General features: G+C 56.3%; 21 protein-coding genes. 15 read left to right on the top strand and 6 right to left on the bottom strand.

Annotated elements, in window-relative coordinates:
• Nucleotides 1-23 precede the first annotated feature (23 nt).
• The 5 genes from porM to topA all read right to left on the bottom strand — a co-directional run bounded on the left by porM (nucleotide 24) and on the right by topA (nucleotide 7509).
• The gene (porM, locus tag NG653_RS12770; RefSeq protein WP_252742104.1) at nucleotides 24-1592 is read right to left on the bottom strand and encodes a type IX secretion system motor protein PorM/GldM; all 1569 of its coding nucleotides are present in this window, start codon (nucleotides 1590-1592) and stop codon (nucleotides 24-26) included.
• Between the two features lie 60 nt (nucleotides 1593-1652).
• Nucleotides 1653-2303, bottom strand: coding sequence for a type IX secretion system motor protein PorL/GldL (gene porL, locus NG653_RS12765; RefSeq protein WP_252742103.1), 651 nt, complete (start codon nucleotides 2301-2303; stop codon nucleotides 1653-1655).
• 88 nt (nucleotides 2304-2391) lie between these two features.
• Complete coding sequence (porK, locus tag NG653_RS12760) at nucleotides 2392-3750, bottom strand: T9SS ring complex lipoprotein PorK/GldK (protein WP_252742102.1); 1359 nt, start codon at nucleotides 3748-3750, stop codon at nucleotides 2392-2394.
• Nucleotides 3751-3866: 116 nt separating this feature from the next.
• Entirely contained in the window at nucleotides 3867-5024 is a 1158-nt protein-coding gene (locus NG653_RS12755) for a formimidoylglutamase (RefSeq protein ID WP_252742101.1), read from the bottom strand.
• A 19-nt stretch (nucleotides 5025-5043) separates the two neighbouring features.
• Nucleotides 5044-7509 (bottom strand): type I DNA topoisomerase, encoded by a 2466-nt coding sequence (gene topA, locus NG653_RS12750; protein ID WP_252742100.1) that lies wholly within the window; start codon nucleotides 7507-7509, stop codon nucleotides 5044-5046.
• 183 nt (nucleotides 7510-7692) lie between these two features.
• On the opposite strand from topA, the gene NG653_RS12745 reads away from it, so the two are divergent.
• From NG653_RS12745 to rodA, 15 genes are all read left to right on the top strand, one after another.
• Nucleotides 7693-10830 carry a WD40/YVTN/BNR-like repeat-containing protein gene (locus tag NG653_RS12745; RefSeq protein WP_252742099.1) on the top strand — a complete coding sequence of 1046 codons (3138 nt, stop codon included), beginning with the start codon at nucleotides 7693-7695 and terminating at the stop codon, nucleotides 10828-10830.
• Nucleotides 10831-10972: 142 nt separating this feature from the next.
• Nucleotides 10973-12418 carry a tRNA (N6-isopentenyl adenosine(37)-C2)-methylthiotransferase MiaB gene (gene miaB, locus NG653_RS12740; protein WP_252742098.1) on the top strand — a complete coding sequence of 482 codons (1446 nt, stop codon included), beginning with the start codon at nucleotides 10973-10975 and terminating at the stop codon, nucleotides 12416-12418.
• A gap of 3 nt (nucleotides 12419-12421) precedes the next feature.
• Nucleotides 12422-13696 carry a sigma-54 interaction domain-containing protein gene (locus NG653_RS12735; RefSeq protein ID WP_252742097.1) on the top strand — a complete coding sequence of 425 codons (1275 nt, stop codon included), beginning with the start codon at nucleotides 12422-12424 and terminating at the stop codon, nucleotides 13694-13696.
• A 10-nt stretch (nucleotides 13697-13706) separates the two neighbouring features.
• The gene (locus tag NG653_RS12730; RefSeq protein ID WP_252742096.1) at nucleotides 13707-14234 is read left to right on the top strand and encodes an LptE family protein; all 528 of its coding nucleotides are present in this window, start codon (nucleotides 13707-13709) and stop codon (nucleotides 14232-14234) included.
• A 4-nt stretch (nucleotides 14235-14238) separates the two neighbouring features.
• The gene (locus NG653_RS12725; protein WP_252742095.1) at nucleotides 14239-15153 is read left to right on the top strand and encodes a tetratricopeptide repeat protein; all 915 of its coding nucleotides are present in this window, start codon (nucleotides 14239-14241) and stop codon (nucleotides 15151-15153) included.
• A 9-nt stretch (nucleotides 15154-15162) separates the two neighbouring features.
• On the top strand, nucleotides 15163-15525 hold the full coding sequence (gene secG / locus NG653_RS12720) for a preprotein translocase subunit SecG (RefSeq protein ID WP_252742094.1): 363 nt from the start codon (nucleotides 15163-15165) through the stop codon (nucleotides 15523-15525).
• A 137-nt stretch (nucleotides 15526-15662) separates the two neighbouring features.
• Nucleotides 15663-15941: a co-chaperone GroES gene (locus tag NG653_RS12715; protein WP_252742093.1), complete on the top strand. Its 279-nt coding sequence runs from the start codon at nucleotides 15663-15665 to the stop codon at nucleotides 15939-15941.
• Between the two features lie 55 nt (nucleotides 15942-15996).
• A complete protein-coding gene (groL, locus tag NG653_RS12710; protein WP_252742092.1) occupies nucleotides 15997-17628 on the top strand; it encodes a chaperonin GroEL in 1632 nt (543 codons plus the stop codon).
• Nucleotides 17629-17735: 107 nt separating this feature from the next.
• The gene (locus NG653_RS12705) at nucleotides 17736-18188 is read left to right on the top strand and encodes an XrtF-associated fRMsr-like GAF protein (protein ID WP_252742091.1); all 453 of its coding nucleotides are present in this window, start codon (nucleotides 17736-17738) and stop codon (nucleotides 18186-18188) included.
• 94 nt (nucleotides 18189-18282) lie between these two features.
• The gene (gene purH / locus NG653_RS12700; protein ID WP_252742090.1) at nucleotides 18283-19815 is read left to right on the top strand and encodes a bifunctional phosphoribosylaminoimidazolecarboxamide formyltransferase/IMP cyclohydrolase; all 1533 of its coding nucleotides are present in this window, start codon (nucleotides 18283-18285) and stop codon (nucleotides 19813-19815) included.
• 57 nt (nucleotides 19816-19872) lie between these two features.
• A complete protein-coding gene (locus tag NG653_RS12695) occupies nucleotides 19873-20901 on the top strand; it encodes a rod shape-determining protein (RefSeq protein ID WP_252742089.1) in 1029 nt (342 codons plus the stop codon).
• 56 nt (nucleotides 20902-20957) lie between these two features.
• Nucleotides 20958-21776 (top strand): rod shape-determining protein MreC, encoded by an 819-nt coding sequence (gene mreC, locus NG653_RS12690; RefSeq protein WP_252742088.1) that lies wholly within the window; start codon nucleotides 20958-20960, stop codon nucleotides 21774-21776.
• Complete coding sequence (locus NG653_RS12685) at nucleotides 21766-22275, top strand: rod shape-determining protein MreD (protein WP_252742087.1); 510 nt, start codon at nucleotides 21766-21768, stop codon at nucleotides 22273-22275. The genes mreC and NG653_RS12685 overlap by 11 nt, the downstream gene beginning before the upstream one ends.
• Nucleotides 22276-22329: 54 nt before the next feature.
• The gene (locus tag NG653_RS12680) at nucleotides 22330-24198 is read left to right on the top strand and encodes a peptidoglycan D,D-transpeptidase FtsI family protein (RefSeq protein WP_252742086.1); all 1869 of its coding nucleotides are present in this window, start codon (nucleotides 22330-22332) and stop codon (nucleotides 24196-24198) included.
• Nucleotides 24188-25471: a rod shape-determining protein RodA gene (rodA, locus tag NG653_RS12675; RefSeq protein WP_252742085.1), complete on the top strand. Its 1284-nt coding sequence runs from the start codon at nucleotides 24188-24190 to the stop codon at nucleotides 25469-25471. The genes NG653_RS12680 and rodA overlap by 11 nt, the downstream gene beginning before the upstream one ends.
• On the opposite strand, the gene NG653_RS12670 is transcribed toward rodA, so the two are convergent.
• Nucleotides 25468-26283: a DNA/RNA non-specific endonuclease gene (locus NG653_RS12670; RefSeq protein ID WP_252742084.1), complete on the bottom strand. Its 816-nt coding sequence runs from the start codon at nucleotides 26281-26283 to the stop codon at nucleotides 25468-25470. The genes rodA and NG653_RS12670 overlap by 4 nt on opposite strands.

Below are 26283 nucleotides of genomic sequence, written 5' to 3'. Positions count from 1 at the left end.
CCGGATCTATTGATAAACACACACTAGTTCGTGATCTCCACCACTACGGGAGATACTTTCTTCAACTTATAACTCTTATTGTTGGTGATATAGGCTTCGATATCGAAGATCTGTACCGCATCACCCCTCCTGGCACGGGCCAGGGCCGATTTCGCACGGGCGTCCAGCTTATTGCCGTTCACATTGACGGTAGGTTGCCCTGGCACCTTGAATTTGAAGCCGCTCACCTCCAGGTTCAGGTCAAAGTCAAAGTCTTCCAGCATGGCCCCCACGGTGGAAATCTCCAGGTTGGCCCTTGGCATCTGCACGCTTCCGCTTTCGCCGCGGACAGACCCGGAAGGCCGGGGGATATCCTTGATGCGGAATTCGGAACGGGTGGTGATGTTCTGTCCGTCAGGCAGGGTCCCGGAGGCGGTAATGGTTACGGTGCGCCCGGTGCCCGGGTTCATCACGTAATTGCTGCCTCCGCGGCGGGTCAGGCCCGCAGCCGATGCATTCACCTTATTGTCGGGGATCCCCGGGATGGAAATGGTCATCGGGTTGGCTACCCCACGGTATACCACATTCATCTTATCGGCTGAAATCACTGCGGCATTCGGTTTGGAAATGGTGGAAAAGCTGTTCTTTACGGGAACTTCCTTTTCCTGTCCATCCTGCATGTAATACAGGTTTCCGCTGATGACGTGGTCGCCGGGGTTGCCGGCACCGATCAGCATTTTCACGCCGCCTTCCTGCAGCTCGTAGTCCTTCCCTTCAGCCAGTTTCCTGCCATCCAGGCTCAGGTCGGCCCGTACGGGCTTCGCCGATTTGTCGGTCTTGCCCAGCACGATGCTCCCGCTGAATTTCTCCCCGGAGTAGAAGGCAGATTTCTCAGCCTCCAGCAGGGTGGAGAAATTGGAGAGGTTGATCTGCTCGGTGAGTTGCCCCTGCAACATGGCTTTCAGGGCATCTTCCTCGGTAGCCTTGATGTCGGCCTGCAAACTGGTGAGGTTGGTCAGGGACGCGATCAGGGGGAACCCTTCATAGTGGTAATTGATCCAATCGACACGTACCCCGTCGCGGCGCTCTACTTTGCCTTCGGCGTCCCCGGTTTTAAAACGGGTTTCCACAGCAGCGGATACCTCCGGGAAACTTTCCCCGAGGATGCCCAGCACCTTATCCCGGTAGCTGGTCAGTTGCTCCATGAATTTCTTCCCTTCAGGGGCAAGGTTGTCGCCCTGGAAGAATTTCTGGTCGAGGTAGTCGGATTTGTCCATCACCTGGTAATCCGAGGGGTCTTCGATTTCGGCCACCATGGATTTTTTAAGGTTTTCCAGGTAGTCGTAGTAGTCCTGGGAGAGCTGCTTGATCTGCTGGGCATCTGCGTAGAGCTCAGCATATTTGGCAGCATCTTCCGAAGCCTTGGTTTCCAGGCCTTCGAGGAACGCCATATTGTTCTCGGTGGCCTTCTTGTTGGAAGTCTCCAGCCTTTCGTTCATAAGCCCGAAGGCGGCCAGGACTTCCTTACTCATATTCAACGCCAGCATTGCGATGAAGATCAAGTACATGAGGTTGATCATCTTCTGACGTGGGGTTTGTTTTCCTGATGCCATTATCTCTAATTAGTTGTTAACAGTTACGTTGATTTGGGAATTGGTCGAACAACAACTAAGTTAGTTTCTGCTCATCGCGGACAGCATGCCGCCGTAAACCCCGTTCAGGGAAGACAGGTTGCTGGCCAGGGATTCCATTTGGTCCTTAAGGGCACCGGCATTCTGCACCACTTCCTCGTTGATGGAAGCCTGGCGGCTGGCACTCTCCAATTGTACTTTGTAGAGGCTGTTGAGGGATTCCATCTGAACGGCGGCCTGCGCCAGCTCATCGGAATATTTCTTGGTCGACTGGATAGCATCTGCGGTAGGGGCAATTCCTTTGGCGGCGCCTTCAAAATTGCGGATACTCTCACCCAGGCTGCTCATCAGTTCGGCGTCGATATTAGCCTCCTTCAGGAGTTCATCGAGTTTCCTTGAAAGCAGTCCTTCAGCTTCTTTGGCTTCGGCAGCCTCATTCTTGCGCGCTTTGGTTTCGGCTCCGGCCAGTTCCGGGTATACCAGGGACCAGTCGTACTCATCGTCCACCGGTTCGAAGGCGGAAATCGCGAAAATAAGGGCTTCGGTAATCAGACCTACCGCCAGCAGGAGGCCTCCGGTCAGCGGGCCGAACTCCCAGTGCAGGATTTTGAACAGGGCCCCGATGATTACCACCGAAGCTCCAAGGCCGTAGGCCATGTTAAAGAGTTTTTTAGTCGATTTGGATTGTGCCATGATTCAAAGATTAAATAGTTAAGTTTAAAGTTAAAGGTTGAGGTATTGGGTTCTTGTCAATGTTGTATAAGCCGTCTTGTCTTGCGTACTACTGGGTGGAATCTTCCTCCCCCATGTAATCCTGTACCGTCCTGAAGCCGATATAGCTGCGGGCCGAATCCTTGTATTCGTAATCGCGGGTGCTGACCTGCAGGAAATACGCCACGTCCTTCCAGGAACCGCCGCGGATCACTTTGCGGTTGTTGTTCTGCGAGTCTGCGTTGGGGTTCATGGTAGAGGCGTACATGTACGACCCGGGGTAGTAGCTGGAGTTGGTCCACTCCGAAACGTTTCCGGCCATGTTATACAGGTTGTAGTCGTTGGGCTCATACGATTTGGCCTCCACGGTATACATGGCAGCATCGGCCGCATAGTCGCCCCGCTGGGGCTTGAAATTGGCCATGAAACAGCCGGTGTCGCTGATCACATAAGGGCCTCCCCAGGGGTAGGTACCCCCTTCAATGCCCCCGCGGGCGGCATATTCCCATTCAGCTTCCGTGGGCAGGCGGAACTGGTTTACAAATTGCTTGCCCCGCTCGCGCTGGTAATCGTTCTTGAATTTGGTCCTCCAGTGGCAGAACGCTTTGGCCTGGCTCCAGGAGACCCCCACTACCGGGTAGTCGCTGTAGGCATCGTGCCAGAAATAATCGTTGTGCATGGGTTCGTTGTAGGAGTATTCAAAGTCCCTGATCCAAACCGTGGTGTCGGGGTAGATTTCGGTCTCCTCCTTGCGGATAAAGTCGCGGCGGCGGCCATCGCGGGAGCGGGCGGCGGCCTCGATATCCATCCAGGTATACTGGTACTTCAGTTTTTTGACGTCAAGGGTGCGCTGACCATTATAGGATTCCTCCTCGGGCAGGTACATGGAGTCTACCATCACCTCTGCATAATATTCATCGGGGTACTCCGAAGTGTCCCAGATCAGATCCTCATCCCAGTTCAGGGCGCGGCCTTCGTAATAATTATCCCCAAGGCCTGCATAATTGTCGAGCATATACTTGTCGTAAACCGACAGGTTGGCGGTATCTGCATCTTTGAACGCGTACCTCCCGATGCCTTCGTCTTCAGGGCCAATCCCGAGTTCATCGGCCAGGATAGCGAGTTTGGTCCGTACCACGGAATCCTTTACCCATTCCACAAACTGACGGTACTCGCTATTGGTGATTTCGGTGTCGTCCATATAGAAAGAGCGCACCGTCACGGTTTTGGTCGGTGCGTTCAGGGCATCAGCCATGTCTTCTTCGCTCTTCCCCATAATAAAGGAACCCCTGGGGATGAGCTCCATCCCATAGGGCTTTTCGGGATGCCATTGCTTCCCCTGCACGCCAACCAGCTCCCCTTTGCCTTTGGAGCCACAGCTGCTGAGCAAAAACACAAACGCTAAAGATGTTAACAATAGCTTTTTCATACGTAGGTTAATTTCAATTGAGACTGAACGACAGTAATGTCAATGATTATTCACTAAAACTTAAAATCGAATAATTTATTGTACACCACAGCCTGACGGCCTTAAATAAATTTGGTTTAGTTGAAGCCCTTCCTGTAGGCCTTGAACCACCGCTCCGGGATATTCTGGTCACAGGCGTCCAGATAGTCCTGTTCGGTGCATGGTAATAACGCAGGGGCATTGGGTTTAGTATACCCGCCCGGAAGGTTTGGGACCTCGACCCACCAGCGTCCGCTGAGGGCGCTTTTGTAGAAGACGAGTTCCTCGGAGTCGCAGGGGACCAGGAATTTGGTGAAGTCAGCGTCGGACGGGGAAGGGTGTTCCACGGTCCGGAAGTTGTGCCCTTCCATAAAGTACCAGATCATCTGGGAGACCAGCTGGAAGGATTGCATGTTGTTTTCGATCTCGAAGATCCCGAACAGGGAAATGGCATCTCCCATCCCCGCATAGCGGGCGATGGCACAAATCTCCCTGCCGGTAAAGCCGTTGGGCGAGAAGGCGTCGGCCTGTCCCATCTCACTGGCCCGTATGGCTCGGGCATCGATGCTCACCAGGTGGGCGTTGCGCAGCACGGGTTCGGCCAGCGAAACGTCGGAGGCGATTTCCCCCAGGCGGTAGGCATCGAAGAAAAGGCGTTCCATCAGGTCGATCTCCTCCTGGGCATTAAAATAGGTCTGGTAGCCGATGTTGGAAAAATTAAACAGGTTGTTGGGCTTGTCGGTAATGATCCGGCTCATGTAGGAGTTCGAGGAGATCAGTTCGTCCTCCACCCCGAAGTCGAACCGGCAATCCACCGAAACCAGGTTGATCATGTCGGCAATGCCGTCGAAGGCCCGGTAGGCCGGGTAGGTCAGGTCCTGGGTGGCCCCCATGATGATGGGGATGATCTTTTCCTCAAGGAGTTCGGCGACGATTTGCCGAAGTACAAAATAGGTGTCGTCCACCGTTTCGCCCTGTTCAATATCGCCCAGGTCGATGATGGAGTCATTCCAGTTGCCGTGCATCAACCGGTATAGCTGGATGCGGAGTTGCTCGAGGTCGAGGCGGTCGTTCTTTTTCTCAAAGGCATTCCGCGACTCATTCACCCCCAGCAGGGCGAAGGTGGCCCCGGCCAGTACCGGCAGGCCATCCTGTTCCGTGTGCTTGTAGATAAGCCGTCCCAGGGCCTGGGCCGGCAGGAGTTCCGTATGGGCCAGGACCCGTTGGGAAACCGGTTGTAAAAAGTCGAATGCCATGCCTGAGATCGCGTCTAGCTTATTTTACCCCCTTTTTTGGTTTTTTCTTGTCGAGCAGTTCTTTGGCCTGTTCCAGGCTCACCTCCATGGGGTCGACCTCCCGGGCCAGGTCCACGCGGGCCTTGCCCCTGATGATCTGGTGCCGGCCCCACCGCCCTTTTTCAATCCTGATTTTTTCCTCCGGCCATTCGCGCACGAGTTTTTCGGCTTCCTTTTTCTTTTTGTCCTCGATCAATTCGGCAATATCTTCCTGGCTCAGCTGGTCAAAGTTGTATTTGCGGCCTACATTAATAAAGGTACCGTCCCATTTTATGAAGGGCCCGAAGCGACCCTTTCCCTTGGTCACCTCCTTCCCCTCGTAGGTGGCAATGGGTGCTTCGGCCTTTTCCTTGGCACGGATGAGTTCCAGGGCCCGCTCCAGCTTCACGTCGAAGACGCTTTCCTCCTTCTCCAGGGAGACAAACTTCTTTCCGTACCTTATATAAGGTCCATAACGCCCAACATTGGCCTCTACCTCCTCTCCCTGAAAGGTGCCCAGATGGCGGGGCAGCTTAAAGAGGTCCATGGCATCCTCAAAGGAGATGGTGCTTATGGATTGATCCGGGAGCAGGCTGGCAAACTGGGGCTTCTCTTCTTCCTCCGCCGTGCCGATCTGTACCATGGGGCCAAAACGGCCGAGGCGGACCGCTACCTGCCGGCCCGTTTTGGGGTCTGTCCCCAGGATGCGTTCCCCGCTGGCCCGCTCGGCGTGTTCCTCCACGCGTTCCACTTTCGGGTGAAAGCCCGAGTAAAATTCCTTAAGGACCGATTTCCAGTCTTCCTCCCCGGCGGCTATATCGTCAAAATCCTTTTCCACCTTGGCGGTGAAATGGTAATCGAGGATGTTGGCGAAATGGCTGACCAGAAAATCGTTTACGATCATGCCGATATCGGTGGGCACCAGTTTCCCCTTGTCAGACCCAATGGTTTCGGTGAGTTTTTTGGCGGTAACCGTCCCGCCTTCCAGGACCAGTTGGGCATATTCCCTTGGGGTCCCTTCCACCGTGCCCTTTTCGACATACCCCCGGTTCTGTATGGTGGAAATGGTAGGGGCGTAGGTGGAAGGCCTTCCGATGCCGAGCTCTTCGAGTTTTTTTACCAGGGAAGCCTCCGTATACCGGTACGGCGGGCGGGTGAACCGCTGGGTGGCCGTGATGCTGTTGGCCTCGAGCCGCTCCCCTTCCGAGAGGGCGGGCAGCATGCCCTCCTGCTCCTCGGAATCCTCTTCGTCCCTCCCCTCGAGGTATACCTTCAGAAATCCGTCAAACCGGATGACCTCCCCCTGGGCGGTAAACCGCTCCTGGTTCTGGTCGTTGCTGATCGTGGCCAGGGTCCGCTCCAACTGGGCATCGCTCATCTGGGAAGCCAGGGTCCGTTTCCAGATAAGCTCGTAAAGGCGGGCCTGGTCCCTTTCCAGGTTCGGGTGCTGCAGGCCCATGTCGGTCGGGCGGATGGCCTCGTGGGCCTCCTGGGCCCCCTTGGACTTTGAACTGAACTGCCGGACCTTGCTGTAGCGCTCCCCGTAGTTGTCCACAATGGCCTTTTTGGCCGCCTCAATGGCTTCCCCGGAAAGGTTCACACTGTCGGTCCGCATATAGGTAATGAGTCCGGCTTCGTAGAGGCGCTGGGCTACCTGCATGGTCCGGGACACATTGAAGTAGAGTTTTCGGGAAGCCTCCTGTTGCAGGGTGGAGGTGGTAAAGGGGGCCGCCGGGGTCTTGGAAGCGGGTTTTTTATCGAGGCTTTCCACCTGGAAAGCGGCCGGTTTTAAGGCCTCCAGGAAACTACGCGCCTGCTCGAGGGTATCAAAGGTCCCGGACAGCCTCGCGGTGAAGACAGCCCCCCCGGCCGCGCGGAACTCCGCGGCCACCCGGAAACTGCTTTCCGGGGTAAAGGCTTCGATCTCCCGTTCCCTTTCGACGATTAGCCTGACGGCCACGGATTGGACCCTCCCTGCAGAAAGGCCGGGTTTGATCTTCTTCCAGAGCACGGGAGACAGCTCGTACCCTACCAGGCGGTCGAGGATCCTGCGGGCCTGCTGGGCATTCACCAGGTTGTAATCAATCGCCCTGGGGTTCTCTATGGCCTTTTGGATGGCCGATTTGGTGATGGAGTTAAACACGATGCGACGCGTCCTGTCGCGGTCGAGCCCCAGGGTTTCGGCAAGGTGCCAGGAAATGGCCTCCCCTTCCCGGTCCTCATCGCTGGCCAGCCAGATAGTCTCTGCCTTAGAGGCCAGGTCCTTCAGCTTCTTTACCAGCGCCTTTTTTTCCTTGTCCACCACATACTGGGGGGCAAAATCATTCTCCACATCCACGCCGAGCTCCCGGGAGGGCAGGTCGGCGATGTGGCCAAAACTGGAGGCGACCTTATAATCCTTCCCAAGGAATTTCTCAATGGTTTTAGCTTTGGCAGGCGACTCGACAATTACCAGGTTTTTGGCCATCAGGTGGTTTTTGGTTAACAAAAGTAGGTCAATTTTCTGATTTGCCAATTCACCCTGCCCTGCAACCCCGGGGAGAAAGGACTTGTTCAGTACCTTTCTGACAGGGGCAGCGACCCTGGCCCCGGAAAAGTGCGGAGGGAAAAAATTATTGCGTAAATTGACGGGCACAAAATCCAACCCCCTATGAAAACCCTCCTTCGCGCCCTGATCCTGACCCTTTGCCTGGCCCTTGGCCTTCCTGCACTGGCACAGCGCAAAAAAACACAGCAAGCCCCTGTTTTCCCCGAAACCCTTTACAATTCCATCCAATGGCGGCTGGTCGGCCCCTTCAGGGGAGGCCGGGCGGGCACCGTAACCGGGGTGGTCGGCAACCCCAACCTGTACTACATGGGCACCGCAGGCGGCGGGGTCTGGAAATCCGGTGACGCGGGCAATACCTGGGAATGCATTTCCGACGGGTACTTTGGCGGTTCCATAGGGGCCGTGGCGGTTTCCGAATCGGACCCGAACGTACTCTACGTCGGGGAAGGGGAGCAAACCCTGAGGGGAAATGTCTCTTCCGGAAACGGCCTGTGGAAAAGCACCGATGCCGGAAAATCATGGAAATTCATCGGGCTGGAAGGCTCGGAGCACATCGCCCGGATCCGGATACACCCACAGAACCCCGACATCGTTTATGTAGCGGCCATCGGCAACCTGTGGATCCCAAATGAAACCCGGGGGGTCTACCGCTCCACCGACGGGGGCGAGACCTGGGAACGCATCCTTTATGTAAGTGACAAGGCCGGGGCCGGGGACCTGATCCTGGACCCGAACAACCCGCGTATCCTTTACGCGGCCACCTGGGAAATGTCCCGAAACGGCTACCGCATGGACAGCGGGGGCCCCGATAGCCGGATGTTCCGGAGCACGGACGGGGGGGACACCTGGACCGATATCTCGGAGCGCCCGGGGCTGCCCGGGTTTCCCTGGGGTATTGTGGGGATTGCGGTTTCCCCTAAAAATTCCAACCGGATCTGGGCCATCATCGAAGCTGAAGAGGGCGGGGTGTACCGTTCCGAGGATGGCGGGGGCACCTGGCAGCGGATCAACCAGGACCGGGCCCTGCGCCAGCGGGCCTGGTATTACAGCCGGATATATGCCGATACCCAGAACGAAGACAAGGTTTATGTAATGAATGTGAGCTACGGGGTTTCCACCGATGGCGGGAAAACCTTCACCCTGAAGGACGCCCCCCATGGGGACCACCACGACCTATGGATCGACCCGCTCGACAACCGCAGGATGGTCATCGCTGACGACGGGGGCGCCCAGGTCTCCAATGACGGGGGCAACAACTGGACCACCTACCACAACCAGCCCACGGCCCAGTTTTACCGGGTGACCACCGATACCCATTTCCCGTACCGGATCTACGGGGCCCAGCAGGACAATTCCACGGTGCGGATCCTCCACCGCTCCGCAGGCAATGCCATAGGCGAGCGGCACTGGGAGGAAACCGCCGGGGGGGAAAGCGCCCACCTGGCCCCCGACCCGAAGAACCCGGAGATCGTTTACGGGGGTACCTATAAGGGCTACATGATGCGGGTAGACCATTCCAAGGACCAAACCCGGTCGGTGAATGTCTGGCCCGACAACCCGGCAGGCTCCGGGGTGGAAGTCATGAAGTACCGCTTCAACTGGAATTTCCCGATCGCCTTCAGCCTCCACCACCCGGGACGGCTCTATGCGGGATCCAATTATTTACACGCCACGGAAAACGAAGGACAGTCGTGGGAGGTGATCTCCCCTGACCTGACCCGGGGCCTGCCGGAGACCATCCGTTCCTCGGGAGGGCCCATCACCCAGGACAATACCGGGGCCGAATTTTATTCCAACCTCTTTGCCATTGCCGAATCGCCCCTGGAAGAGGGGGTCATCTGGGTAGGCAGCGATGACGGGCTGCTCCACATTACCCGCGACAATGGCAAAAACTGGGAAAACGTAACCCCCCCGGCCGGGATGTCGCCAAAACTCAACATGATCAATTGCATAGACCCCAGCCCCTTCCGGAAGGGGACGGCCTATGTGGCGGCGACTTCCTACAAGTTCGGTGATTACCGGCCGTACCTCTACAAAACGGAAGACTACGGAAAATCCTGGTCCCTGATCACTGAAGGGATCAGGCCGAACCATTACACCCGTGCTATCCGCTCCGACAAGGTGCGCGAAGGGCTCCTCTATGCCGGCACCGAATGGGGTATGTACGTCTCTTTTGACGATGGGAAGCACTGGGTCCCTTTCCAGTTGAACCTGCCGGTGACCTCCATCCGCGACCTCCATGTGCGCGACAACGACCTGATCGCAGCTACCCATGGACGGTCGTTCTGGATGATTGACGACCTGACCCCCCTCCACCAGTTATCGAAGGAGGTGGCCGACAGCCCCTTTTTCCTCTACAAGCCCGATGACGCCTACCGCTTGCCCCGGGACGGCTGGGGCGGCCCCGATTTAAAACGGGAAGGGGAAAACCACCCCGATGGGGCCATTGTCCACTTTTACCTGGCTTCCCTGGCCGAATCCGATACGGTGAGCCTTGAAATCCTCGATGGGAAGGGCCGTTCCATACAGCGGTTTTCCAACAAAGCCCGGGAAGACAAAAACAACCCGGCCTCCGAAAAAACCCTTAAGGTTCGCGCCGGGGGCAACCGCTTTGTGTGGAACCTCCGATACCCCGGCTTCCAGGGATTTGAGGGCATGGTCCTTTACGCCTCCCCCAACGTGGGGCCCAAGGCCGTCCCGGGTACTTACCGGGTCCGGCTTTCGGTCAACGGGCAGGTGCAGGAAAAGGAATTCAACGTTTTGAAAGACCCCCGCCTGCCGAACACGGCAGAAGACTACCAGAAACAGTTCGATTTCCTGATCGCCGTGCGCGATGAGGTCAGCAAGGCCAATGGGGCGATTGTAAAAATCCGGAAACTCAGGAAAGACCTGGGTTACCTGAAGGAAAAAGCCGCCGCCAACGCGGGCCTCCTTGAGCGCATCCAGCGCTTTGAAACCCGCCTGGATGAAATCGAGAACAACATCCACATGACCAAAAACCAAAGCCGGCAGGACCCCCTCAATTACGGGATCCGCATCAACAACCGCCTGGCCTTCCTGTTGGCGGACTCCCAGCGGGGCGACTACCCGCCCACAGACCAGTCCCTGGACTTCTTCCAGCAGGTACGGGCAGAACTCCAAACGGAATTAAAGGCCCTGGACGGAGTGGTGGAGGAACAGTTGGGGCCGATCAACCAGATGGTACAGGGTGGAGGGATCCCCCTGCTGACCTGGGACTAACCGGCATCCCTGAGAGGGGAAGTCATTGGGGGGAGGGGCCACAGGGTCCTTCCCCCTAAATTTTCGCGTCTGTCAAATTGTCATAATGGCATAAAAACCTATCTTTGCAGCCCTTCCCGATTATTGGGAAAAGGCCTGAACTATGGAGAAGATCATAAAGGAAGAACTGCAGGGCACACCCCTGAGCCAGGCCACCGGGCCCGGGCATAGCCGAAAGCTTTACATCGAAAGCTATGGCTGTCAGATGAATTTCTCGGACAGCGAAATCGTGGCTTCCATCCTCAGCGAGGAAGGCTTTGGCACTACCCAGCGGATGGAGGAAGCCGACCTGATCCTGGTAAACACCTGTTCGATCCGGGAAAAGGCTGAACTCACGGTGCGCAAGCGCCTTGAATTGTTCAATGCGGTAAAGAAAACCAACCCAAACCTCAGGGTCGGGGTGCTCGGTTGTATGGCCGAGCGCCTCAAAAGCAAACTCCTGGAGGAGGAAAAAATCGTCGATATGGTGGTGGGGCCCGACGCCTACAAGGACCTTCCCAACCTGGTCCGGGAGGTGGACGGGGGCCGGCAGGCCGTTAACGTGCTGCTCTCCAGGGAGGAAACCTATGGCGATGTTTCCCCTGTGCGCCTGGGCACCAACGGGGTTACCGCCTTTGTGTCCATAACCCGGGGCTGCGACAATATGTGTACCTTCTGCGTGGTGCCCTTTACCCGGGGCCGCGAACGCAGCAGGGACCCGCAATCCATCCTGGACGAAGTGGCTGACCTGTGGAACCGGGGATACCGGGAGGTAACCCTGCTGGGACAGAATGTAGACAGCTACCTCTGGTACGGGGGCGGGCTGAAGAAGGACTTCGAAAAGGCCAGCCCCATGCAACAGGCCACTGCGGTCAATTTTGCAGGGCTGCTCGACCGGGTGGCCCGAGCCCAACCCCGGATGCGGATCCGCTTTTCCACCTCCAACCCCCAGGACATGACCATGGAGGTGATCGACACGATGGCCATGCACCCCAATATCTGCAACTACATCCACCTGCCGGTGCAAAGCGGGAGCGACCGCATCCTGCAGGCCATGAACCGCCTGCATACCCGGGAGGAATATTTTGCCCTGATCGATGGCATCCGCAAGCGCATCCCCGACTGCGGCATCAGCCAGGACATGATCGCGGGCTTCCCCGGGGAAACCGAGGAAGACCACCAGCAAACCCTTTCGCTGATGGAGTATGTCAAATACGACTTCGGGTTTATGTTCGCCTATTCGGAACGGCCGGGCACCCTGGCGGCCAGGAAACTCGCAGACGATGTTCCCGAAGCAGTAAAAAAACGGCGGCTGCGGGAAATCATAGACCTGCAGCAACAGCACAGCCGATACCGCAATGAGCAGCACCTCGGCCAGGTGGAGGAAGTACTCATCGAGGGGGATTCGCGAAAGTCCGATGCCCATTGGATGGGGCGCAATACCCAGAACACCGTGGTGGTATTCCCGAAGGAACACTACCGCATCGGCGATTTCGTAATGGTCCGTATCGAAGGGTGTACTTCCGCTACCCTCCTCGGGAAGGCAATGGGGTATTCCGAAAACCAGTAATCCATGGAAAACCTGCAATCCATCAAGCAGCGCTTTGAGATCATCGGGAACGATGTGAAACTAAACCGGGCCCTGGAAAAGGCCATACAGGTGGCTGCCACCGACATCTCCGTGCTGGTGACCGGGGAAAGCGGGGTTGGGAAGGAATCCATCCCCAAGATCATCCATTCCCTTTCGCACCGCAAGCACAATAAGTATATCGCCGTGAACTGCGGGGCCATCCCCGAGGGCACCATCGACAGCGAACTTTTCGGGCATGAAAAAGGTTCGTTTACAGGAGCCACACAGACCCGAAGCGGGTATTTCGAGGAGGCCGACGGGGGCACCATCTTTCTGGACGAGGTGGGCGAACTCCCCCTTACCACCCAGGTGCGGCTGTTGCGCGTCCTTGAAAACGGGGAATTCCTAAAGGTGGGGTCTTCCCAGGTGCAGAAAACCGATGTGCGCATCGTGGCCGCGACCAACATCAATATGCTCGAAGCCATCCGGAAGGAAAAATTCCGGGAAGACCTCTACTACCGCCTGAGCACCGTGGAAATCCATTTACCGGCCCTCCGGGAACGGGAGGAAGACATCAACCTGTTGTTCCGCAAATTCGCCTCCGACTTCGGGCGGAAATACAAGATGCCGACCATCCGCCTCGATGAGGAGGCCATGGCCCTGTTGCAACACTACCGCTGGCCCGGGAACATCCGGCAGCTTCGCAATGTGGCCGAGCAGATCTCAGTCCTGGAAAAGGACCGGAACATCACGGCCCGGGTCCTGCGGTCGTACCTGCCGGCAGACGCAGGAGCGGCCAACCTGCCTGCCGTGGTGGCCCAACAACGGCGCGAAGGGGATTTCAGCAATGAACGGGAGATCCTCTACAAGGTGCTTTTCGACATGAAGGCAGACCTGAACGACCTTAAAAAACTCACCCTGGAATTGCTCAAGCACGACAATGCCCAGAAGGTACAGGATGAAAACAAGCAGCTCATCCGCAAAATCTATGGCGATGCCGACGAGGTGGTGGAGGAGGAAGAAGCTGCCATTGCCGTGCTCCCCGCCCTGAGGGCCGAACAGGAGTACGCGAAGCACCCCTCGCCCGGCCCGGCGGAAGACAAATACCATTTCGCCGAGGAAATCCAGGAAGAAGAAACCCTATCTTTACAGGACAAGGAGATCGAACTGATCAAAAAAGCCCTTGAACGCAACCGGGGCAAACGCAAGGCAGCGGCCTCGGAACTCGGGATTTCGGAACGCACCCTGTACCGGAAGATCAAACAATACGACCTTTAGCCCTATGGCGATGGAAAAACTCACAGGAAAACCGACCCTTTGGCTGGGCCTGCTGCTGGCGGGGCTACTGCACAGCTGCGGGGTCTATAATTTCACGGGGGGCGACGTGGGCTCGGCCCAGACCTTCCAGGTGAACTACTTCCAGAACTACGCCACCCAGAGCCCGGGGTCGGTTTTTGACCCGGCCCTCGACCGCGACTTTACCCTCGCGCTGCAGGATGTGATTTTGAACCAAACCAGCCTCGACCTGGTCAGTTCCGGGGGGGACCTGGTCTACGAGGGGGAAATCGTGGAATACCGCATCTCCCCCATGACGGCCACGGCGGAGCAGCGGGCCGCCCAGAACCGCCTCACCATAGGCGTAAACGTGCGATTCTATAACAATACCAAGGAGGATGTCAACTTCGAGCAGCGGTTCTCCTTCTTCTATGACTACCCGGCCACATCGCAGCTCGCATCGGTACGGGACGAGGCGCACCTGGAAATCTTCGACCGGATCACGCAGGAAATCTTTAACCGCTCACTGGCAGACTGGTAGCCCCATGAAGGTCTCGGAATTCACAAATCTGTTGCAGCATCCCGACCAGGTACGGACCCCGGCACAAATCCACCAACTGGAGGAACTCCTTCGCGCCTATCCGTATTTCCAGCCGGCAAGGGCCCTGCACCTGCTGGGCCTCAAACACCTGAACAGCTATAAGTACAACGATGCCCTGAAGGTCACCGCCGCCGGCTGCGCCGACCGGGAAGTCCTGTTCGACCTGATTACTTCGGAAGAATTCCCCCAGAACCGGATTGCCGACTCCATTTCCGGCAAAGCGCCCCTGAAGGAACAGGACCTCATTTGGGAAGAAGTGGAGCCCAACCCGGAAACCCACCCGGGGATGGTCGGGGATGAAGAAGACAGCCCCCTGCCCCGGTCGGCCAGGGAAGCCGAAAAAATCCTGGACCCGAAACTCTTCCGCTCCCGCGACCCGGAAGTGGACAAATCCGTGGAAGCAGCCCGGCAGGAAGCCAGGGATTCCCTTAAAATGGGAAGCCCCCTGCCCTTTACCCGGGACGAAAAACACTCGTTTTCAGAATGGTTGCAACTGGCCAGCCTGAAAACCCCTGCCGGACGGCAGAACCCTGCCGGGGAAGCATCCGAAGGCACCGCGGATGCTGTCGATACGGGTGAACGGCAAAAGAAATTCGAACTGATCGATCGTTTTATCGCCCGAAACCCAAAGATCACCCCCGGGGAGCGGACGCCTTCCGACGTCGACATCAGGGAGTCCCTGAAGCTCGACAAAAAAGAACTGATGACAGAGACCCTTGCGCGGGTATACCTGGAGCAGGGCAAATACAAGAAAGCCATACAGGCCTACCGGATTTTGATTTTGAAATATCCGGAAAAAAGTAGTTTCTTTGCAGACCAAATTAAAGCGGTGGAAAAACTGCGCGACCAAAAACCTTAGTAAAGAAACATGGGTACTTTCTCAATCTTTTTGATCCTGATCATTGTGGTGTGCTTGCTGCTGATGCTGGTGGTGATGGTGCAAAACCCAAAAGGGGGCGGGCTTTCGTCCTCATTCGGGGGCGGCGGGAACCAGGTGATTGGCGGGGTCAAAAAAACCGGGGACTTCCTCGATAAATCGACCTGGACCCTGGCGACCATCCTCATTGTACTGATCCTGCTCTCCAACGTGGCGTTGAAATCAAATTACCAGGAGGCGGAATCCAAACTGCTGCAACAGGGCCTGGAGTCGGTGCCGGAAACACTCCCCGAGGAAATTCCTGAAGAAACCCCTGTTCAGGAGGGCGGTGGTGTCCTTGACACCCTGCAATAGGTCCCGGAAAAAATCACAAAATGCCAGCTTGAGTGACAAGCTGGCATTTTTGTTTTACAATGTGTCAGGTTTTATGGGCTGGCACAATTTGTGCCCGATCAAGGGCAACGTTTAAAATCAACAAAAAATCAATCGATATGGCTAAACTGAACATTAAACCATTGGCAGACCGGGTCCTGGTGGAACCCATGGCAGCCGAAACCAAGACGGCATCCGGAATCATTATCCCCGACACGGCCAAGGAAAAACCGCAAAAAGGAAAAGTCGTGGCTGTAGGGCCAGGCACCAAGGACGAAAAAATGACGGTGAAAGTCGGCGATACCGTTTTGTACGGAAAGTACTCCGGCACCGAACTCAAACTGGATGGGGCCGACTACCTCATGATGCGGGAAAGTGACATTTTAGCAATTGTATAAACCGATTTCAGGCAGTGGAAACGCTGCCCCCAAACCACAAAATTTTTAAACGATTATGGCAAAAAACATCACTTTTGATATTGAAGCGAGAGACGGCCTCAAGCGCGGCGTGGATGCGCTTGCCAATGCCGTTAAGGTAACCCTGGGGCCCAAGGGCCGGAACGTGATCGTGAGCAAGTCCTTCGGCGCTCCCGTAGTCACCAAGGATGGGGTAACCGTGGCCAAGGAAATTGAACTGGCCGATGCCCTGGAAAACATGGGCGCCCAGATGGTCAAGGAAGTTGCTTCAAAAACCAACGACCTGGCAGGTGACGGGACCACTACGGCTACCGTACTGGCGCAGGCCATTGTAAAGGAGGGGCTTAAAAACGTCGCTGCCGGGGCCAACCCCATGGACCTGAAGCGCGGGATCGACAAGGCCGTGGAAGCCATTGTGGAAAACCTCGCCAAACAAGCCAAAAAGGTTGGGGATTCTTCCGAAAAGATCAAGCAGGTGGCTTCCATCTCTGCCAACAACGATGAAACTATCGGAGAGCTGATCGCCGAAGCATTCAAAAAAGTGGGCAAGGAAGGCGTCATTACCGTGGAGGAAGCCAAAGGCACCGATACCTATGTGGACGTAGTGGAAGGGATGCAGTTCGACCGCGGATACGTTTCCCCCTATTTCGTGACCAATTCCGAAAAAATGATCGCTGAGCTCGATAACCCGTTTATCCTGCTTTTCGACAAGAAAATCTCCACCATGAAAGACCTGCTTCCGGTACTGGAGCCGGTAGCTCAGTCAGGGAAACCCCTGCTTATCGTCTCTGAGGACGTCGATGGGGAAGCCCTGGCCACCCTCGTGGTGAACAAGCTTCGCGGCAGCCTGAAAATCGCAGCGGTTAAAGCCCCCGGGTTCGGAGACCGCAGGAAGGCCATGCTGGAAGACATCGCTATCCTCACCGGGGGAACCGTGATTTCCGAGGAACGCGGCTTCACCCTGGAAAACGCCACCGTGGATATGCTGGGTACCTGTGAGAAAGTGACCATCGACAAGGATAACACCACCCTTGTAAACGGTGCCGGTGCAGCCAAAGACATCAAGGCCCGTGTGAACCAGATCAAAGCCCAGATCGAAACCACCACTTCCGATTACGATCGCGAAAAACTCCAGGAGCGCCTGGCCAAACTGGCCGGAGGGGTAGCCGTCCTGTACGTGGGCGCGGCTTCCGAAGTGGAAATGAAGGAGAAAAAAGACCGCGTGGACGATGCGCTGCATGCCACCCGCGCGGCTGTGGAAGAAGGCATCGTGGCCGGGGGCGGGGTCGCCCTGGTACGCGCCCAGGCCGTCCTGTCGAAGGTTAGCGTAGAAAACGCCGATGAAGAAACCGGGCTGCAGATCGTGGCACGCGCCATCGAATCGCCCCTTCGCACCATCGTGGAAAACGCCGGGGGCGAAGGCTCCGTGGTTGTCGCCAAAGTCCATGAGGGCAAGGGAGACTTCGGATACGATGCGAAATCGGAGAAATACGTGGAAATGATGAAGGCCGGGATCATCGACCCGAAAAAGGTCACCCGAATCGCCCTTGAAAATGCGGCTTCCGTTGCCGGGATGATCCTGACCACGGAATGTGCCCTTACCGAAATCAAGGAAGACAACCCCGCCGGCCCGCCCATGGGAGGCGGCGGCATGCCGGGCATGATGTAATCCAGATACCCGTTAAACCCAGAAATCCGGCAGCACCCCTGCCGGATTTTTTATTTCGCCCGGATCGCGATTCTTTTGTACTTTTCGGGCCCTAAATCGATTGTCCCATGTTTGACCACCTCAAAGAACAGGCATCCCGGGTGCTGGCAGACCGCTCCAGGCCGGTGGATGACCGGCTGCAGGACCTCTGCGGCCTGCTCCGGGCTTCAGTACCCCATTACAATTGGGTGGGGTTCTATTTCCGGAACGGGAAGCGGGAAGAACTAAAACTGGGGCCTTATGCCGGGGACCCCACCGACCATACCATCATCCCGTTTGGAAAGGGCATCTGCGGCCAGGTGGCCCTGAGCAACCAGAATTTCGTGGTGCCGGACGTCTCGGCCCAGGACAATTACCTCGCCTGCAGCCTGAATGTGAAGGCAGAGATCGTGGTACCCATCTTTGTGGGGGGCGAGAACATCGGGCAGATCGACATCGACTCCCATACCACGGACCCGTTCTCGGAAGCGGACGTGGAATTCCTGGAAACAATTGCAGGGGAAGTAGCCCGAATTCTTTAAAACTTCCCGGGTTTTGTTGATAACCCCACCGGGGATATTCCTTTCAAATAAAGTACTTTTGCGGGGCTGAAACCCTAATTAGAACGCCTTCGCCATGAGCCATTCCAAAAAAGCGGCCTCCGCCCTTATTTCCGTTTTCCACAAGGACGGCCTGGAACCCATTGTACGAAAATTACACGCCCTGGGGATCGCCCTGTATTCCACCGGAGGGACCGAATCCTTCATCCGGGACCTCGGCCTGCCGGTTACCCCGGTCGAAGACCTCACCGGGTACCCCTCCATCCTCGGGGGGCGGGTTAAAACCCTGCACCCGAAGGTCTTTGGAGGCATCCTGGGTCGGAGGGACCTGCCAGAGGACCTCGGCCAGCTGGAACAGTACGGTATCGCCCCCCTGGATATCGTAATCGTGGACCTCTACCCCTTTGAAAAAACCGTAGCCGAAGGGGCTGGCGAGGCCGATATCATCGAGAAAATAGACATTGGCGGGATTTCCCTCATCCGGGCAGCCGCAAAAAACTACAGGGACGTGTTGTGCGTTTCTTCCATGGAAGACTACGGGCCCCTGCTGGAACTCCTCGGGCAGGGCGGGGGAAGCACCACGCTGGAGGAACGCCGGCAATTCGCCGCCCGGGCCTTCAATGTGTCGTCCCATTACGACGCTGCTATTTTTTCGTATTTCAACCGCAGGGCCGGGATCCACGCCCTGAAAGTGAGCGAAAGGGAAGGACGCCCCTTGCGATATGGGGAAAACCCCCACCAGGAAGGGAAATTCTTCGGCGACTTCGACGGCCTGTTCGACCAGCTCCACGGGAAGGAACTCTCTTACAACAACCTCCTGGATATCGATGCAGCAGTGTCCCTAATGGCTGAATTCCGGGAGGACGACCCCACCTTTGCCATCCTGAAGCACAACAATGCCTGCGGCATCGCCACCCGGCCCACCCTGTCGGCAGCCTATGCGGCTGCCCTGGCCGCAGACCCGGTTTCCGCCTTTGGGGGGATCCTGATCAGCAACCGGGCCCTGGACCTGGAAACGGCCGAAGCCGTCCACGGGTTGTTCTGTGAAGTGGTCATTGCCCCGGCCTTCGATCCGGAAGCCCTGGCCCTGTTGAAAGGAAAAAAGAACCGCATCCTCCTGGTCCAAAAACACTGGAACCTGCCGGAAACGCAGGTCAGGACCTGCCTTAACGGTTACCTGTACCAGGACAGGGATGCCAAAACCGATAGCCTGGAAGACCTCAGCTACGCAACCGAAAAAAAACCCGGGGATAGGGAACTCCGGGACCTCCTGTTCGCCTCCAAAATCTGCAAGCACACCAAATCGAATACCATTGTGCTGGCCAGGGACGGGCAACTGCTGGCCAGCGGCACCGGCCAGACCTCAAGGGTGGATGCCCTGAACCAGGCCATCCACAAGGCGAAATCCTTCGGGTTTGACCTGCAAGGGGCCGTGATGGCCAGCGACGCCTTCTTCCCCTTTCCCGACTGCGTGGAGATTGCCGGCATCCAGGGAATTTCCGCCGTCATCCAGCCCGGGGGGTCTATCAAGGACGAGCTGAGCATCGACTATTGCGACCAAAACGGGATGGCTATGGTTATGACAGGTACCCGTCATTTCAAGCATTAATTTTAGTACTTTTGTCGGTACTACAAGCCCGTTTGTCGGGAACTTAATTCAAAGCGAATGGGATTTTTTGATTTCCTGACCGAAGAAATAGCCATCGACCTGGGTACTGCGAATACCCTTATCATCCACGACGACAAAGTAGTGGTAGACAGCCCCTCCATCGTGGCCAGGGACCGGATCAGCGGCAAGATTATTGCCGTGGGGCGGGAGGCCAATATGATGCAGGGCAAGACCCACGAAAACATCAAGACCATTCGCCCGCTCAAGGACGGGGTCATCGCCGATTTCGACGCCTCGGAAAAGATGATCAACATGTTCATCAAAAACATCCCGGCACTCAAGAAGAAATGGTTTCCGCCGGCACTGAGGATGGTCATCTGCATCCCATCGGGAATCACCGAGGTGGAAATGCGGGCGGTTAAGGAATCTGCGGAACGGGTAAACGGCAAGGAGGTATACCTGATCCATGAGCCCATGGCGGCAGCCATAGGGATTGGTTTGGACATCATGCAGCCCAAAGGGAACATGATCGTCGATATCGGGGGTGGTACCACCGAAATCGCAGTGATCGCTTTGGGGGGGATCGTGTGCGACAAATCCGTAAAGATTGCCGGGGACGTCTTCACCAACGACATCATCTACTACATGCGCACCCAGCACAACCTTTATGTTGGGGAAAGCACCGCAGAAAACATCAAGATACAAATCGGCTCCGCCACCGAGGACCTGCAATCGCCCCCTGACGAAATGCTGGTCCAGGGGCGCGACCTGCTGACCGGAAAGCCCAAACAGGTATCCATCACCTACCGGGAAATCGCCAAAGCCCTGGACAAATCGATCCTGAGGGTGGAAGACGCCGTGATGGAAACCCTGTCGCAGACCCCCCCGGAACTCGCAGCCGATATCTATAACACCGGTATCTACATGGCCGGGGGCGGTTCCATGCTGCGCGGCCTGGACCGGAGGCTTTCCCAGAAAACCGACCTGCCGGTGTATATTGCGGAAGACCCCCTAAGGGCAGTGGTGCGGGGCACCGGTATTGCACTCAAAAACCTGGAGCGCTACAAGAGCATCCTGATAAAATAACCCCGGAGGGAAGCCCTCCCGGGGCGCTTCCCCAGGAACAGACCTAGGGCACCTGCATGCAACGGATCATCAATTTTATTTTAAGGAATAAAAATACCCTGCTCTACGCGCTGCTCCTGCTCCTTTCCCTTTTCCTGACCATCCAGAACAACGACTACCACCAAACCCGGTATTTCAATTCCGCCAACTGGCTTACCGGCCGGGTCTACAAGACTTCCGAATCGGTGCGCAAGTACTTTTGGCTGAGGGAAGAGAACGAACGGCTCATGGAGGAAAACAGGCGGTTGCACACCCGGCTGTACAACGTTGCCCGGGAGGATTCCATAGCACTGGATACCAGCCAGCTGACCTACAGCGTGCTCACGGCAAGGGTAATCAAAAACAGCTATGGAGAAGCGAACAACTACCTCACTATCGACAAGGGAAGGCGCGATGGGGTGGTCCAGGATATGGGAGTCATTACGCCCCAGGGGATCCTGGGGATTGTGGAACGGAGCAGCCAGGGTTTTGCCTCCGTGCAAAGCGTGCTGAATGCCAAGTCGAATATCAATGCCAAAATTCGAAATACCGACTATTTCGGTTCCCTGACCTGGAACCAGGAAGATTACCGGCTGGTGCAACTCGAAGACATCCCCAGGCTGGTCCCCCTCAAGGTGGGAGACACCATCGTCACCGGGGCCATGTCCAGCATTTTCCCCGAGAATATCCCCATAGGGACCATTGAAAATTTCACCCTGAGTGAATCCGACAGTTTTTACCAAATCGATGTCCGCCTCTTCAACGACATGACCAGCCTGGGCCAGGTGTACCTGATCCTGAACCGGAAGCGGCCCGAGATCCTTGAACTGGAAAACCAGACGCGCAATGACCGGTAATTCCCTCCTCACTGGCATCGTTAGATTTATCAGCCTGCTCCTGGTGCAGGCACTGGTTTTCAACCACCTCAATATCCTTGGGAGCATCAACCCCATGGTCTATGTGCTTTTCTTTTACTGGTATCCCGTTCAGGAGAACCGGTCGGTGCTTATCGGGACGGCGTTTCTCCTTGGATTCTTTGTGGACCTTTTTTCCGATACCATGGCCCTGCACACGGCAGCTTCCCTGACCACGGCCTTCTTCAGGATTGCGCTGATGCGTTTTGTGTTCGGGGTGAACCTGGAATTCCAGAATTTCAGGATTTCCAATTCCACAAGGGTACAACAATCCAGTTTTCTTGCGTTATTGATAGTGATCCACCACCTGGCCTTCTTTAGCCTGGAGATTTTTAGTTTGTCTAATTTGCTGTTAATTTTGAAGCGCGTGGTGTTTACGGGGGTAAGCACCTTTATCTTTGCCACATTGCTGGCGGCCCTCTTCGCCAGGAGCAAAGAATAGCCCTCTGGAAACCGGGAGCAGGGGCCTCGCCAATCTCCCCCACCAGCAACGGAAATGAAAAAACTGGTTCTGTCATCGATCATCATCCTCGTCGGGATTTCTTTCCTGGGCCGGTTGTCGTACCTGCAACTTTTCCGGTTTTCAGAGGATCATTTGCTGGAAGACCCCGCCGTAAAGGTAGTTTATGACTACCCGGAACGCGGCTACATCTATGACCGGAGCGGGAAACTGCTGGTGGCCAACCAGCCCGCCTATGACGTCATGGTCATCCCCAGGGAAGTACAACCCCTCGACACCACGGAATTCTGTACCCTTTTGGGGATCAGCAGGGAGCGATTCATCGGGCAGATGCAAAAGGCCCGAATCTATTCCCCCCGCCTTCCCTCGGTGCTGGTCCCCCAGCTGTCCAAGGAAGATTATGCCGGCCTGCAGGAAAAAATGAGGAAATACAAGGGGTTTTATATCGAGAAAAGGTCCCTGAGGGATTACAAGACCAATGCCGGAGCCAACGTGCTCGGGTATATCAGTGAGGTCAACGAGTGGGACCTGAAGTCCAACCCCTATTACGAACTGGGCGAGCTCACCGGCCGTACCGGCATCGAAAAACAATACGAAGAAGTACTGCGCGGGCAAAAAGGGGTCAAATACATCCAGAAAGACCGGTTTAACCGCGACATCGGGCCCTACAAAGACGGCGTGAAGGACCTCCCCTCCATAAGGGGTACCGAATTGCACATCACCCTCGACAAGGAATTACAGGAGTACGGGGAGCTGCTGATGCGGGGGAAAAGGGGCGGGATCGTGGCCATTGAACCGGGGAGCGGAGAAATTCTGACGATGATTTCCGGCCCTACCTATGAGCCCTCCCTGCTCGTTGGGCGGGAGCGCTCTAAAAATTACAGCACCCTCCACAACGACTCCCTGTCCAGGCCCACATGGGACCGTTCCATTTTGGCTGAACCTTCCCCCGGGTCACCTTTCAAAACCCTGCAGGCACTTGCCGCCCTGCAGGAAGGGGTTATCAGCCCTGAAACGCCCTTTACCTGCTATAACGGGTTTTATGTTGGCAACCGGAAACGGGGGTGCCACTGCGGGGGAGGTACGCGCACCATGAATACCGGCATTTACAAATCGTGCAATGCCTATTTTGCAGGGGCTTTCCGAAGGTTCTACGACAAGTTCGAAACCTCTGATAAGGCCATGGACGTATGGGAGGGCCATATGAAAAGTTTCGGCCTCGGGAATTACCTGGGATATGACCTGCCGACCGGGCGCCCGGGACGCATCCCCGGCAAGGACTACTACGACAGGGTCTATGGCGATGGACGCTGGTCCTCTACCTATATTATTTCCAACGCCATCGGACAGGGGGAAGTAGCCGCCACGCCCATTCAACTGGCCAATATGACGGCCGCCATCGCCAACCGTGGATTCTACTACACCCCCCACCTGATCAAAAAAATCGGGGAGGAAACCATTGACGACCCCCAATACACGGAACGAAAATACACCACCATAGACCCGGAACACTTTGCGCCTGTGGTCCAGGGCATGGCCGATGTTTATGAGAAAGGTACGGCCAGGTGGCTGCAGGTCCCAGGGGTTAAGATCGCCGGGAAGACCGGGACGGTGGAAAACTTTACCATCATAGACGGGGTCAGGAAACAGCTCACCGACCATTCTGTGTTTGTGGCGTTTGCCCCGGTGGACAACCCGCAAATCGCCCTGGCCGTTTATATCGAAAATGGGTATTACGGGGCGCGGTATGCCGGGCATATCGCCTCCCTGCTGATCGAGAAATACCTGAAGGGAACCATCAGCCGCAAGGACCTGGAAAAACGCATGCTGGAAAAAACCCTGGAGCACGAATACGCCAAGCCCTACAGCGGGGAAGATTTCAAGATCAACGAATATGTCTGGTAGGAGCGTGCTTCACAGGATGGACTGGATAACCGTCCTGATTTTTTTGCTCCTGGTCGGGATGGGGTGGATGAATATTTACTCCAGTACCTACGACGAAGGGAATTCCTCCATATTCGACCTTAGCCAGGAATACGGGAAACAACTGGTTTTTATCGCGATCAGCCTGGCCTCCATTGTGCTGGTCCTGGGCCTGGAGGCGAGTTTCTACGAGCGCTTCTCCAGTTTGTTGTACCTGCTGACCCTGTTGCTGCTCATAGGCCTGTTCCCTTTTGGCAAAACCATCGCCGGGGCCACCTCCTGGTACGACCTCGGCTTTTTCAACCTGCAGCCCTCAGAACTTGCCAAGACGGCTACCGCCCTGGCGCTGGCCAAATACCTCAGCGACATCCAAACCGATATCAAGAGGCGGAAAGACCAGCTGTATGCCCTGCTGATCATTATCCTCCCGGCCCTGCTGATCATCCCCCAGCCCGACCCGGGAAGTGCCTTGGTATTCTTTGCCCTTGTGTTCGTGCTTTTCCGCGAAGGGCTTCCGCTATGGTACCTGGGGGTAGCCCTGGTCGCCGTGCTCATCTTTATAACCACCCTTATGTTCGGGTCGGCCTGGGTAGGGATTGGCCTGGGACTGGCCCTGATCATGGTCTTCCTGCTGAAAAAGCCCACTGCCAAAATCCCCTTCCTCCCGGTGGCCGGCCTCTATGTGCTGGCCATGGCCTTTTCCCTATCGGTGAATTTTGTCTTTGAGAATGTTTTTGAACAACGCCATCGCGACCGGTTCAGCCTCTGGCTACGCCTGGAAAAAGACCCGGAAAAACTGGAGGAAATCCGCAAAACCATCGGCTACAATACCTACCAGTCCGAAAAGGCCATTGAATCGGGGGGTACCCTCGGGAAAGGATTCCTGGAAGGAACGCGTACCAAAGGGGATTTTGTTCCCGAACAACACACCGACTACATCTTTACCACGGTAGGCGAAGAATGGGGGTTCGTGGGGACCAGCACCGTGGTGCTGCTGTTCACCATATTGCTGCTGCGCCTGGTGCACCTGGCCGAACGCCAGAAAAACCCCTTCAGCCGCATGTACGGGTATGGCGTGGTCTCCATCCTGATGGTACACTACTTCATCAATATCGGGATGGTGATCGGGATGTTGCCCACCATCGGCATCCCCCTGCCCTTTTTCAGCTATGGTGGCTCCGGGCTTATCGGCTTTACCCTGCTGCTGTTTATTTTACTCAGGTTGGACGCCAACCGCCTGAAGGAATGGGATTAAAACTTCCAGTGGCGGGCTTCCACCCGGCTCTCAAGGGCTTCCTGTACAGGTTCGGGAAGGGGGGCAAAGAAGTCGATCCCCGTAAGGGATTCCAAGCGGTCCAGGGGTGCCAGGAAAGATTCAGGAGCCGCCCCGGAGGGCTCGTTTGGGATGAGGAATCCCAGGGCCCTGACCCGGCTCCCCCCGCCCCTGAAGACCACCTTGTAAAAATAACGGGGAACCGCCACCCCCTCTTCGCCAATGCGCGGGAGCCCGGGTTCCAGCACCCCGCCGGTTACCACGTGCACCTGCCCGTATTCCCGGGCCCAGCGACGTACCTGCTTTTCCAGTTCATTCCAAACCCCGGCATTGAATTCCGGGTGCTGAGGGCTTATGTTACTGGTATAAAAGGTTTGGTTATAGGCGGCCTCCGAAAACCTCCGGTCCCCGGCCGGGCAAAGGTGGCCCCGGTCGTACCCCGAGGCCTTATAGTTTCGCCAGTGGGCAGAACGGGTAGCCACCTTAGGGTCCTCCACAAAAAAAGGGCGTTCCCTGTCGTCGGTCGTCAGGTGTTCCCGCTTCAGCGTATAGGCCACCCAGGCGGCCTGTTCGTAGGGCTCTGAATACGAAAGCAGGTAATGGTCATGGGAAACCAGTTCCCCTCCGGAAAAGCCGGGGAGGTATTCCCGGGGAAAATCGGTGCGTTCCGCTCCGGCCGGGGAGGGATAGGGATCTTCCGTCCCCTGCTGCTCGAGCCACCAAAACCCGGCAGTCATCAGCACAAACAAAAGCACATAGGTCCATCTATCCCCGAAAAGGCCGCGTCGCAACAT

Source organism: Robiginitalea marina (genome assembly GCF_024006985.1).
GTDB classification, from domain to species: Bacteria; Bacteroidota; Bacteroidia; order Flavobacteriales; family Flavobacteriaceae; genus Robiginitalea; species Robiginitalea marina.
Note: the sequence above shows the minus strand (reverse complement) of the source record. Positions and strands in the feature narration are given on the sequence as shown.